Origin of the sequence: Hydrogenophaga luteola, from assembly GCF_042648585.1 — a bacterium.
In the GTDB taxonomy this organism is placed as follows: Bacteria; Pseudomonadota; Gammaproteobacteria; order Burkholderiales; family Burkholderiaceae_C; genus Hydrogenophaga; species Hydrogenophaga luteola.
The window spans coordinates 427,817-439,731 of sequence record NZ_JBHRXX010000001.1 but is presented as its reverse complement, the minus strand read 5'-3'; the positions used below and the strand labels follow the sequence as shown (position 1 = coordinate 439,731).

General features: G+C 67.6%; 9 protein-coding genes. 5 read left to right on the top strand and 4 right to left on the bottom strand.

Annotation, left to right across the window (positions count from 1 at the left end):
* Nucleotides 1-169 precede the first annotated feature (169 nt).
* Together ACFOPI_RS02045 and ACFOPI_RS02040 are read left to right on the top strand one after the other, a co-directional pair.
* Nucleotides 170-472, top strand: a complete 303-nt coding sequence (locus ACFOPI_RS02045) for an EF-hand domain-containing protein (protein ID WP_382170237.1) — start codon at nt 170-172, stop codon at nt 470-472.
* Between the two features lie 107 nt (nt 473-579).
* Entirely contained in the window at nt 580-2,004 is a 1,425-nt protein-coding gene (locus ACFOPI_RS02040) for an FAD-binding oxidoreductase (RefSeq protein ID WP_382170235.1), read from the top strand.
* Here ACFOPI_RS02040 and ACFOPI_RS02035 read toward each other — a convergent pair.
* Nucleotides 1,996-5,469, bottom strand: coding sequence for an AAA family ATPase (locus ACFOPI_RS02035; RefSeq protein WP_382170233.1), 3,474 nt, complete (start codon nt 5,467-5,469; stop codon nt 1,996-1,998). The genes ACFOPI_RS02040 and ACFOPI_RS02035 overlap by 9 nt on opposite strands.
* Nucleotides 5,470-5,648: 179 nt before the next feature.
* Between ACFOPI_RS02035 and ACFOPI_RS02030 the strand changes: the two genes are divergently transcribed.
* The 3 genes from ACFOPI_RS02030 to ACFOPI_RS02020 all read left to right on the top strand — a co-directional run bounded on the left by ACFOPI_RS02030 (nt 5,649) and on the right by ACFOPI_RS02020 (nt 9,710).
* On the top strand, nt 5,649-7,865 hold the full coding sequence (locus ACFOPI_RS02030) for a YadA family autotransporter adhesin (protein ID WP_382170231.1): 2,217 nt from the start codon (nt 5,649-5,651) through the stop codon (nt 7,863-7,865).
* A 357-nt stretch (nt 7,866-8,222) separates the two neighbouring features.
* Nucleotides 8,223-8,801: a tetratricopeptide repeat protein gene (locus tag ACFOPI_RS02025; RefSeq protein WP_382170229.1), complete on the top strand. Its 579-nt coding sequence runs from the start codon at nt 8,223-8,225 to the stop codon at nt 8,799-8,801.
* A gap of 66 nt (nt 8,802-8,867) precedes the next feature.
* Entirely contained in the window at nt 8,868-9,710 is an 843-nt protein-coding gene (locus ACFOPI_RS02020) for a hypothetical protein (protein ID WP_382170227.1), read from the top strand.
* Nucleotides 9,711-9,862: 152 nt separating this feature from the next.
* On the opposite strand, the gene ACFOPI_RS02015 is transcribed toward ACFOPI_RS02020, so the two are convergent.
* Genes ACFOPI_RS02015 through ACFOPI_RS02005 form a run of 3 tightly spaced genes read right to left on the bottom strand, consistent with a single transcriptional unit; the run spans nt 9,863 to nt 11,888 of the window.
* On the bottom strand, nt 9,863-10,786 hold the full coding sequence (locus ACFOPI_RS02015) for a ParB/RepB/Spo0J family partition protein (protein WP_382170225.1): 924 nt from the start codon (nt 10,784-10,786) through the stop codon (nt 9,863-9,865).
* Between the two features lie 47 nt (nt 10,787-10,833).
* Nucleotides 10,834-11,340, bottom strand: coding sequence for a hypothetical protein (locus ACFOPI_RS02010; protein WP_382170223.1), 507 nt, complete (start codon nt 11,338-11,340; stop codon nt 10,834-10,836).
* The gene (locus ACFOPI_RS02005) at nt 11,337-11,888 is read right to left on the bottom strand and encodes an RBBP9/YdeN family alpha/beta hydrolase (RefSeq protein ID WP_382170221.1); all 552 of its coding nucleotides are present in this window, start codon (nt 11,886-11,888) and stop codon (nt 11,337-11,339) included. Before ACFOPI_RS02005 ends, ACFOPI_RS02010 begins: the two co-directional genes overlap by 4 nt.
* Between the last annotated feature and the right edge of the window lie 27 nt (nt 11,889-11,915).

Here is an 11,915-nt window from a genome sequence, read left to right as displayed (position 1 = left end):
GGCCATTGTCCGTGAAAGCCGGCGGCGGGGGCGCGGTGCTGTAAGCGAAGGCTCACAAATGTGTCTGAGGCAAGCAGAGCATGCGTGCGGAAACAGGCGGCAAAAACGCTGGCCCTGTGCGGCCATCGACGGTGCAATGGGCGTCCCTTCAACATTCAAGGAGCGACCCATGTCCCGACGATTTGTCCGTCTCACCTCGTTCGAAGCCCGCAGCCTGCTGCTGATCGCCAGCGTCACCCTGGGGGTGGCCGGCAGCGCCTACGCTCAGAGCACGGCCGCCCCGGCCAAGCCCGCGGCCACCGACACCGACATCACGGCCGCCTTCACCAGGGCCGACAAGAACGCCGATGGCAAGCTCAGCAAGGACGAAGCCACCACCCTGCCGGCACTGGCCGCCAAATTCGACAGCGCAGACACCGACAAGGACGGCACGATCAACCCCGCCGAATTCGGCAAGGCCATGAAGATGTGATGTCCCGCGTGGGGGCAGTCCCGCGCGCGCTGTTCGCCGCGGGGCGCCCGGTCTACACTGCCGGCTGACCTCGGGCGCGCCAGGCCCGCACCGACCAGGAGACTGCCATGAACGCCCCCACCACCCCTTCCCACCTCGCGCCCGAACTCTCGCTGCGCGAGGTGCCCCCCGCCCTCATCCAGGCGCTGCAGTCGCGCTTCGGCGCCCGCTGCTCCACCGCGCAGGCGGTGCGCGAGCAGCACGGTCGCGACGAATCGATTTTTGAAGTGCCGCCGCCCTCGGCCGTGGTGTTCGCCGAGTCGACGCAGGATGTGGCCGACGCGGTGAAGCTGGCCGCGCAATACAAGGTGCCGGTCATTCCCTTTGGCGTCGGTTCCTCGCTCGAAGGCCACCTGCTGGCCGTGCAGGGCGGCATCAGCATCGACGTCAGCCGCATGGACCAGGTGCTGTCCATCAACGCCGAAGACCTCACCGTCACCGTGCAACCGGGCATCACCCGCATGGGCGTGAACAACGCGGTCAAGAGCGAGGGCCTGTTCTTTCCCATCGACCCAGGCGCGGACGCGTCCATCGGCGGCATGACCGCCACCCGCGCCAGCGGCACCAACGCCGTGCGCTACGGCACCATGCGCGAAAACGTGCTGGCGCTGGAGGTGGTGACCGCGCAGGGCGAGGTGATCCGCACCGGCACGCGCGCCAAGAAGAGCAGCGCCGGCTACGACCTCACGCGCCTGATGGTCGGCAGCGAGGGCACGCTGGGCGTCATCACCGAAATCACGCTCAAGCTCTACCCGCTGCCCGAAGCGATCTCGGCCGCGACATGCTCCTTCCCGACCATCGAGGCGGCCGTGCGCACCGTGATCCAGGTGATCCAGCTGGGCGTGCCTATCGCGCGCTGCGAGCTGATCGACGCCAACACCGTGCGCATGGTCAACGCGCACAGCAAGCTGGGCCTGCGCGAGGAACATTTTCTTCTGATGGAGTTCCACGGCTCGCCCGCGAGCGTGAAGGAACAGGCCGAGACGGTGCAGGAGATCGCCGGCGAGTTCGGCGGCAACGCGTTCGAGTGGGCCACCACGCCCGAGGAGCGCACCCGCCTGTGGACCGCGCGGCACAACGCCTACTTCGCGGCCATCCAGAGCAAGCCGGGCTGCCGCGCCATCAGCACCGACACCTGCGTGCCCATCAGTCGCCTGGCCGACTGCCTGCTCGACTCCGTGGCCGAGGCCGACGCCAGCGGCATCCCCTACTTCCTGGTCGGCCACGTGGGCGACGGCAACTTCCACTTCGGCTACCTGATCGACCCGGCCAAGCCCGAAGAACACCACACCGCCGAGGCGCTGAACCAGAAGCTGGTGGCGCGCGCGCTCGAACTGGAGGGCACCTGCACCGGCGAACACGGCGTGGGCCTGCACAAGATGGACTTCCTGCGCCGCGAGGCCGGCGACGGTGCCATCACCATGATGCGCACCATCAAGCGCGCACTGGACCCGGACAACATCCTCAACCCTGGCAAGATCTTTTCAGTCTGAGATCGAGGTTGCCTGGTCCCACAGGCGCAGCAGCCCCTGGGCACCCATGTGACGGGCCGCCTCGCGGGCTTCCAACGCCATGGTCTGCGCGAGTGTGGGATCACCAGCGCGCTGGTGGCACCGGGCCAGCAGCATCTGCATCTGCGGAACGCAGTACTGGTCTTCATGGTGCATGGCCTCCCGGCAGGCCTGATCCAGCAAGGGCAGGGCCTGCTCGTGCAGTCCCTGTGCCATCAATGCGGACGCCACCATCCAGCGCGAGGTGGTGATGCCCGCCTGATAGGCGCCCCGCATCTGATGGGCAGCCGCGTGCAGCGCGGCGGTATCACCCATCTGCCCTTGCCTGGCCTGACAGCACAAGAGAAGAAGACTGCTGACCCCTGCCCACAATGGAAACCGGAACTGCCCCGACAGGTCGTGCACACGGCTGGCCCCCGCCTGCAGCAGTGCCCAGTCGCCCTGACACCAGTGCGCACAGCTCAACAGGGTGAGCGCAAAGCAGACCGTGTGGGGCCGTGCAGTCTCCGTCAACCGCTGCTGCAGTTCGGTGGCGCGGCGCGACAAGCCTTGGTCATCGCCTTCGAGCCAGCACAGCCACGCCAGAAACGCACTGCAGACCAGTGCCGGATCGTCTGAGCAGTACAGCAACCGGTGATGCGTTGACACCTGATCCGACAGCCTGACCGCTTCCTCCAGAGCCTGCCTGGCCTCTGCCAGGCGTCCCAGCCAGAACAGGGAGTTGCCCATGGCATACCGGGCCATGAGCGCCTGCTCGGGGGTCTCCGCCATGCCCAGGAGCTGGCGGGCCAGATCGAGGCCACCCACCTCGCCTTGCGAACTGCTCCCCATGTACCGACCGGCCAGTGCCGCAAAACGCAGGTCATGCCTCTGCGGATCGGCCTCTGGTGTCCTGGTGAGCGCCTCCATGACATGGCCGAAGCGCTGCCAGGCGGCCGCAGAGCCGAATCCCTCGGTCATGTGAAGACAGTGCCCCACCTGAATCTGCAGGGAAAGACGCTGTATCTCGCGGGCGTCGCCGTCCGCCAGATGCGACAAGGCCTCCAGGGCGCGTTCGTAGCAAACCAGGGCATCGGCCGCAAAGTCGCGCTCGATGGCGGCATCTCCGGCATGCCGCCACCATTGCGCGGCCTGGTCCCAGGACTGCGCAGCCTGCCAGTGACGCGCCACCTGCTCGGCGGCGACCTGTTCGGCGTGCTGCAGATGGCCTGCCGCCTGGGCGTGCCATGCCTGACGCTGCGGCAGCGCAATGCCGTCGTAAATCACCTCCTGCACCAAGGCGTGGCCAAAAGCACATTCGTCGGGACCCACCCGTTGGATCAGGTGCAAGTCGGCTGCTCGCGCGAGGACCGTTCGCACCGCGTGCATGGGCAACAGTGCCTGCAGCGTCGCCACATCAAAGCGTTCGCCCAGCACGGCGGCGGCACGGAGGACAAAGCGCCCGGGCCCCAGGGCATCGAGCTGCTCCTGCACCAGCGCCTGGATCCCGGCGTGTGCCGGCGCCACCGCCATCCGGCTTCGCGCCAGCCACTGGAGGATCAGCGGCACGCCACCGGCCAGTCTGACCAGCCGGGCACGCTCACCGACATCCAGGCGGGTGGCCTCGTTCATGTCGAGCACCAGGCGATGGGACGCATCCTCGGACAACGTCCCCAGTTCCAGCACCTGAACCGGCGCGGGCCAGGCCTGATCAGGGACCGGGCGGGAGGACATGACCAGCGTCACCGGACTTCCGCCCAACTGCTCCAACAGGACAGGAAGATGATCGAGCGTGGCCTTGTCGGCCCAATGGACGTCCTCCAGATTGATCAGCAGGGGACGCTCGGCGCACAGCTGCCTGATCTTGCGCAGAACCCTGGCACGCAGAACCTGACGGTCATCCGCGCCCTGCCGCGTGCTCTGCGGATCCGCATCCGCCAGCGCGATCCGCCAGGGCATCATCGGGTGCTCCTGGATGTGCTGGCCACAGGTCACGCGAAGCACGTGCCCCCCGTGCCCCATGACCTGCCGCGCCAGTTCACGCATCACCAGGGACTTGCCGTAACCGGCCGGGGCCCGGATCAGTACGGCAGAGGCGCCCGCCGTCAGCGCCTCCTTCCAGCGGCTCACAAGCCATTGCAATTCGTGCTCGCGGCCGATCAGGGGCAGATCGTCCGGGCGCTCTGCGGGCAGATCCTCCTTCAGGGTCGCGCACCAAAGACCCGCGTCCTGTTCGCCCTGGCATCCGGTGAACTCCGTCGCGCGGGCGGCCAGAACCACCTCCTGGGTGGCCAACCACTGGCTCCAGCCCGCCTGCCAGCAGGCGCGCATGGCGGCTTGCATCGCATCACCCACCATCAGGCCAGCGCCCAGCCCGGGACGCACCAGCACCCTTGCGTCCGCCAGCCCTGCCCGCACCTGATCGGTCAGGCCCAGCGACATCCACTGGCGGGCCAGTTCGCAGGCGCGCCGGGCGGGCTCACTTCGCGCCGGATCCAGCCCGAAGACAGCGGCCCAGGCCAGGCCAGGCACCTCGATCACCAGGCCGCCGGCGCGCAGGACCATGCCCTGCCAGATCCGTGTCCACGCCTGAACCGCCTGCTCGTCGGTGTGCAGGCCCTGGGGAACATCGCTGTAGACGCCGGTCACCCGACGCCATTCGGGGATGGGAGACCTGAACGACCACTGGCTGGCGGCGTCGGCAGGAGACATCAGTTCGTCCAGCACCAGGGACTTGAGGCCGAGTTGCTCCTCGAACGCGCCCATGCTCCGGTGGACCACCTGGCGCGCCTCATGCAGCTGCCCCTGTTGCTGAAGAAGGTTGGCCAGCAACACCGCATGGCTCTCTCTGGCCGGAGCCAACGCCAGCAGGCGGCGTGCCGTGGCAACCGCCTCGTGAAGCCGGCCCTGCGCCGCCGCCCGCCGGGCCTTGAACTCCAGGACCTGCAGCCAGGCATCCGCACAGATATCGCGCATGTACCGCAGCCAGTCCGTGCCATCGGGCATGGGCGGCAGGTCGAAACCCTGCAGAAAGCCCCCGTCCGACAACGCCTCCAGCGCGCGGTCATCGGGCAGCACATCCCAATCCTGGTCCTCGGCGCGGACACAGGCCATGGCCCAGCGCTGCAGCCGCTCGGCATCGACCGTGAGGCGATCGTCGCGCGACAGGCCCACCGCTTGTGCAGATGCCTGGAACGCGTGATCCAGCCCGGCCGCCTCCAGCAGCCCCCGAAGATCAGCGATCACCTGGCGCAGGTTGGCCCTCGCGGCCGACGGCGAGTGGTCAGGCCAGAGCCATTCGGCCAGCACGGCACGGTGATGTATCTGGCCCTGCGTGGTGCCCAGCAAAGCCCAAAGTGCCCAGGACTTGCGGTACTTGACCTGCCCGGACACGTTGACGCCATCCAGGACGAGTCTCGGAAGGCCTAGCAGGGACAGACCAAGCACGGGGGCGGGAATGTCGGGCACGTTGAAGACTCAATTTGTTGCAAAAGCACAACTTTGAGCGCATTTTCTCACGCTCTTCTGACGGCTCTCGGAACCAATACCGGCGCACTACAAGAGGAATCAACATGCTGCGCAGGTCAATACCTTTCAATTCATCTACGTCTCCCTTGGCATTCGTTGGCTTGCCAGCCAGACACGCCGTGGCCGCTGCCATCGTGGCTCTGTCCGCGCACCACAGCCTTACTTGGGCGGATTGCGGTGACACTGCGACCGAATCGGGTGTCGGCGCCCTGGCATGCGGCAGACAGGCCAACGCCAATGGGGTTCACAGCGTGGCGGTGGGCTTTGCCGCAGGGGTGGACTCCAGCGGAGAGGGCAACGTCGCTGTCGGCGGTCGCTCGGGACAGAACACCACCGGTACCGACAACACGGCTGTGGGACGGAACGCCGGGCTCACGGTCAACGGCAACAGGAACGCAGCCTTCGGACTGGACGCCGGGCAGCAGGTCACCGGCGACAGCAACTCGTCGATCGGCACCGGATCCGGCCGCGAAATCTCCGGCAGCCGCAACTCATCCCTGGGCACCACCTCCGGCTACCAGGTCACCGGCAACGCCAACTCCAGCGTCGGGACGAATGCAGGCTATGTCGTCAATGGCAGCTTCAACTCCGCCAGTGGCACCGAAGCCGGGTGGTATGTCACCGGCAACAGCAACAGCGCCTCGGGAACGGGTGCGGGCTCAGGCGTCAACGGCAATAGCAACACCGCCGCAGGCGCCAGCGCGGGCAACTCGGTCCGTGGCGACCGCAACGCGGCCACCGGCAGCGGGGCAGGCTCCCGGGTCACGGGCAGCGACAACACCGCCATGGGCACCAACGCCGGCAGTAGAGTGAGCGGCAGCGGCAACGTCGCCATCGGCCAGGGTTCGGGATCGGACATCACGGCCAACAACGCCATTAGTGTCGGCACCGGTGCCAGGGCAAGCACCGACAGTGCCATTGCCGTGGGTACGTCTGCCCAGGCCACCCATGCCAACTCGGTGGCCATCGGCGCGGGCTCTGTCACATCGGCCAGCAACACGGTCTCGGTCGGCAGCACTGGCAACGAACGCACGATCACCCACGTCGCCAACGGCGTGAACACCACCGATGCCGCCAACCTCGGTCAGGTGCAAAGCGCCCAGGCCGCCGCCAACACCTACACCAACAACGTCGCAGCCAGCACCCTCAGCGCTGCGCAGGCCCACGCCAACACCGCCGCAGCCAATGCCCAGGCCGCCGCCAACACCTACACCGACAACGTCGCAACCAGCACCCTCAGCGCTGCGCAGGCCCACGCCAACACCGCTGCCGCCAACGCCCAGGCCGCCGCCAACACCTACACCGACAACGCCGCAGCCAGCACCCTCAGCGCCGCGCAGGCCCACGCCAACACCGCTGCCACCAATGCCCAGGCCGCTGCCAACACCTACACCGACAACGCCGCCGCCAACGCCCAGGCCGCCGCCAATACCTACACCGACACCCGGATGAGCGCTGCGTTGGGAGGCGCATCGGTGGCCATCGGCGCGGGAGCGTCCGGATCACCATCCGGCGCGATTGCCATTGGCAGCGGATCGACGGTCCAGTCGTCCAATGGCATCGCCCTAGGCACCGACGCCCGAGCCATCCAGTCCAACTCCATCGCGATCGGCGCCGGTGCGGTGGCCCGCTCGTCGGTGGCGATCGGTGTCGGGGCTCAGGCTACCGGCACCAACACCACGGCGCTCGGTGACAACGCCAGCGCCACCGGTGACCTCAGCGTGGCCGTGGGCAACAACGCCCAGGCCAGCCACCGGAACGCGGTCGCGCTGGGCAACGGCTCGGTCACCAGCGCGGACAACACGGTATCGGTAGGCTCCGCCGGCAACGAGCGGCGCATCACCCATGTAGCCGATGGGGTTGCCGACAGTGATGCGGCCACCGTTCGCCAGGTGCGCAACATCAACGCCCAGAACCTGCAGGAAACCAGGGACTACGCCGACGCCGGGGACGCCCGCACCTTGCGCCAGGCCAAGAGCTATGCCGACCAGGGCGATGCGGCTACGCTGGAGCGGGCAACCGCCCACGCCGAAGCGTATGCCGACCGGGGCGATGCGCGCACCCTGGAATCCGCGATGCAGCACACCAGCCAGGAGGTCGGGGCGCTGCGCAAGGAGGCGTTTGCGGGCATCGCACAGGCTGCCGCACTGATACCGCTCGTACCCGGCGGCGACGGGGAAACCACCGTCAACGTGGGCGTCGCTTCCTATGGCGGACAGACGGCCGTGGGTATGGCATTCGCTCACCAGAAAGGGCGGGTCATGTTCAACGGCGGCGTGGGGCTGGGCTCAGGCAAGCGGCACCTGGTGCGCATGGGCGCGGGCTGGCGCTTCTGACCAAGCGCCTGACGGTTGGAACTAAAAAACGCAACACTTCCATCCAGTCAATCACATCAGGCAACCGAAGGTGCTGCTGGAATCGGCGCAGCACCGCACCCACGCTGGAAGGCCACCTGCTGGCCGCGCAGGGCGAGGTGATCCGCATCGGCACCCGCGCCAAGAAGTCGTCCGCCGGCTACGACCTCGCGCGCCTGATGGTGGACAGCGAAGGCACGCGGGGCATACCAAATCTGAGCCCGGCGCCTCCTCCACGCAGGGGAACCGGCGCTCCGCCGCCCGCGGGTCGGACCGCTGTGCAGCAAGAGAATCGCGCAGTACACTTTTTTCTTCTGTCACACCCCTGCAGGTGGCTCCATGAAACAACTCTGCCTTTCCCTGCTGCTGGTTTCTTCGGCGGCCTTCGCCCAGGACACCATCCGCATCTGCGACGCCAGCGGCTGCTCCGAACGGCCGCGCAACACCGCGACCTTCGAAGCCGAGATGGCCGCCCAACCCGACCCGGCCCAGGACCCGAGGCGCCTGGCGCTGGAGGCCATGGCCGAGAAAGACCCGCGTGCGGCCTACGACCTCGGCCTGCGCTTCTTCCGCGGTGACGGCGTGAAGAAGGACACCTACCTCGCCATCAAGTGGATGCGCGATGCCGGCGAGCGCGGCGACTTCAAGGCCGCCCAGGCCCTGGGCCGCTTCTACCTGTACGGCGTGGAAGAAATGGGCTCCGACCCGGGCGAGGCTGAGCGCTGGCTGATGATGGCCGCCGACAAGGGCGACAAGGAAGCCAAGAAGCTGCTCACCCAGGCGCGCAAGGCCCGGGAGCAGGCGCAGTCGGACTACCAGTGGCGCGAAATGGTTCGCAAGAACGGCTGGCTGGTCGGCTGGTACAGCGGGTACGCCTACCGCACCTACTGGCGCGACGGCCGCTGGTACTACTATTGACCCCCCTGCGAACCAAGGCGCAAGGCCTCGTTCGCTGATTTTTTGTTTGACACCAGGAAGGTATCCATGAAACTGAACACCACCCCCTCCCGCGTTGCGATCGCCCTGGCGCTGGGCCTGACGCTCACCGCCTGCGGCGGCGCGGGCGGCGGCCGCGTGACCACCGGCTCCAGCCCGACCGCCACCACCGGCGCTGCCGCCGGCGGCACCAGCGTCGGCGCCAACAGCTCCCTGGAGCGCTGCGCCTCCCCGCTGGGCACCCTGGCAGTGGACGATGGCCGTGGCAAGGAATGGTGGGGCAGCTTCGGCGCAGCCACCCAGGTCACCAGCATCGAGCCGCTGATCCGCCTGGCCGTGGCCCAGTCCAACTGCTTCGTGATCACCTCGATCGGCAACAACAAGACCGAGAGCAAGATCTCCGCCATCACCGACAAGCAGCGCAACTCCGGTGAGTTCCGCGCCGGCTCGCAGCAGCAGAAGGGCCAGCGCGTCGCGGCCGACTACTACCTGGAGCCCGCGATCATCATCGACAACGAGTCGACCGGTCAGGTGGTCGGCGCGCTGGGGGGCCTGCTGGGTGGCCGCAACCGCAACCTTGCCACCATCGCCGGTGGCCTGGAAAGCAAGGCCTCGGTCGTGACGCTGACCATGTTCGACATCCGCTCGGGTGTGCAGATCGCGATTTCCGAAGGCAACGCCACCGCCACCAACTACGGTGCCGCGCTGGGCGCCTTCGGTCCGAGCGCTGGTGGCACGCTGGGCGGCTTCTCGCGCTCGCCCGCCGGCAAGGCCACCGTGGCCGCGTTCACCGACTCCTACAACCAGATGGTCATCGCCCTGCGCAACTACAAGGCGCAGGAAGTCAAGGGCGGTCTGGGCAAGGGCGGCCAGCTGAAAGTCGGGAATTAAGCTCCCCCCTGCGCCGCTGCGCGGCTTCCCCCTGAGGGGGGACAACGCTGGCGGCCCGGCAGAGCCGGTTCCGCGGCGTTCTTGACGCTGGCGCCACGCCAGGGAAAAGGCCTCCACTTGGAGGCCTTTTTCTTTGGTGTTTTGCCTGCGGCTCAGCGCTCGTTGCGCAATTTATCAATGAGGCCGTTGAGCTCGTCGAGCGAGCCGAACTGAATCGCCAGTTCGCCCATCTCTTCGACGCGGCCGTGGCGCTTGACGCGCTTCTTGATGCGCACCTCAACCTCGGCGGTCAGCAGGTCGGACAGCTCTTCCTCGACGCGGCGGATGTCGCGCGATTTTTCCTTCTTGGGCTGCTGCGGAACCAGGTTGAACTCGGCGCCGATCTTCTTGACCAGGTTCTCGGCCTCGCGCACCGACAGCTTCTTCGCCGCGATCTGGTTGCCCGCCGTGATCTGCGCGGCCTTCTCCAGCGACAACAGCGCGCGCGCATGGCCCATGTCGATGTCCCCCGCCATCAGCATGGTCTGCACCGGCTCGGCCAGTTGCAGCAGACGCAGCAGGTTGGAGGCCGCCGAGCGCGAGCGGCCCACGGCCTGCGCCGCCTGCTCATGCGTCAGACCGAATTCCTTGACCAGGCGCTGCAGGCCCTGAGCCTCTTCCAGAGGGTTCAGGTCCTCGCGCTGGATGTTCTCGATCAGCGCCATCGCGGCCGCAGCCTCGTTGGGCACGTCGCGCACCAGCACCGGCACCTCGTTCAGGCCCGCCAGCTTGGAGGCCCGGAATCGCCGCTCGCCCGCGATGATTTCGTACTTACCGGCATTCGGCCCGTCGGCCAGCTGGCGCACCAGAATCGGCTGCATGACGCCCTGCGCCTTGATCGACTCGGCCAGCTCGTAGAGCGCTCCCTCGTCCATGCGCGTGCGCGGCTGGTAGACGCCGGCGACCATCTGGTCCAGCGGCAGGCTGCTGGGCGCGCCTTCGGCGGCGGGTGCGGCCGCAGCGGGCGTGTCGGCGACCTTCGGTCCGAGCAGGGCTTCGAGTCCACGGCCGAGGCCCTTGGGTTTTTTGGTGACCATGGTCTGGTTCCTTCTTTCTGTTTGTTCTTGAAATGACGTCCGACGGATCAGCGGCGCATGGTCGGTCTGCCGGTCAGGCGCTCGCCCAACCAGCCGCGCTGCAACCAGAACAGCACCACAAACCCCGCCAGGACCCACCACCAGTTGGCGGTGTCAAAGCCCGGTTGGTCCGCGCGCACCGGCAGCCGCGTGGCCTCCACCAGCACCGCGACCTCGACTGCAGACAACAGCCCCACCAACGGCGTCAGCCACACCGGCGCGGGCGGCGGGACCACAACCGCTTCCTGACGGGTCTGGCGCAGCCTCTGCCGCAAGCGCACAAACCGAAGACAACAACCCAACCCGAACAGGGCCACCAGCGCGGCAAGGTACAGCTTGCCGGTCAGGGCAGCGAGCGGCACACCCACCACCGACGCCAGGGCGCCCGCAGCCTCGACCATCAAGAGCACGCGCCCCTGGACGGCCATCTTCGTGCGCGCCAGCCACCCTTTGTCCCGCCCTGCTTCAGCCACCGGAGGCGCCGGACTGTTCTTCGGACTGCGCAGCAGCCTCATTGAGGTCCTTGCAACGGCGCGAGCTCGCGAAGCATGGCCACGCCCTCCGGCCAGTCGCCCAACCCGGATTCGGCGTTGATGTGGCCGCGCTCGCCGTAGTCAACAAAGCGCGAACCCCAGCTCGCGGCCAGAGACAGGGCCTTCTCGAAGCTGCAGTACGGGTCGTTGCGGCTGCCCACGAGAACGCTCGGAAACGGCAAGCGGCGGCGGACGATGGGCGCCCAGCTCGGCAGCAGGCCCTGCAGCTCCTCGCGTTCCGGGTCACCCGGTGCCACCAGCAGGGCGCCCTGCACGCGGTCGGTGCTGCGCGAAACTTCGGCCCAGGCAGCGGTCAGGATGCAACCCAGGCTGTGCGCTACCAGCAGCACCGGGCCGTCGCAGCCGAGGATCACGTCTTCCAGCCGGGCGATCCAGTCGCCGCGTCTGGGCGTCATCCAGTCGTGCTGGTCGACCCGGTGAAAACCGTGCAAGGCTTCCCATCGGCTCTGCCAGTGCTCGGGACCACTGTTCTGCCAGCCCGGCAGGATCAGGACATTTTCAGATTTCATGAAGTTTCTCAAGGAAGCCGGCGCTCA

Coding starts and splice junctions, on each gene's coding strand:
- ACFOPI_RS02045 (WP_382170237.1), top strand. CDS start 170: ATGTCCCGACGATTTGTCCGTCTCACCTCGTTCGAAGCCCGCAGCCTG.
- ACFOPI_RS02040 (WP_382170235.1), top strand. CDS start 580: ATGAACGCCCCCACCACCCCTTCCCACCTCGCGCCCGAACTCTCGCTG.
- ACFOPI_RS02025 (WP_382170229.1), top strand. CDS start 8,223: ATGAAACAACTCTGCCTTTCCCTGCTGCTGGTTTCTTCGGCGGCCTTC.
- ACFOPI_RS02020 (WP_382170227.1), top strand. CDS start 8,868: ATGAAACTGAACACCACCCCCTCCCGCGTTGCGATCGCCCTGGCGCTG.
- ACFOPI_RS02015 (WP_382170225.1), bottom strand. CDS start 10,786: ATGGTCACCAAAAAACCCAAGGGCCTCGGCCGTGGACTCGAAGCCCTG.
- ACFOPI_RS02010 (WP_382170223.1), bottom strand. CDS start 11,340: ATGAGGCTGCTGCGCAGTCCGAAGAACAGTCCGGCGCCTCCGGTGGCT.
- ACFOPI_RS02005 (WP_382170221.1), bottom strand. CDS start 11,888: ATGAAATCTGAAAATGTCCTGATCCTGCCGGGCTGGCAGAACAGTGGT.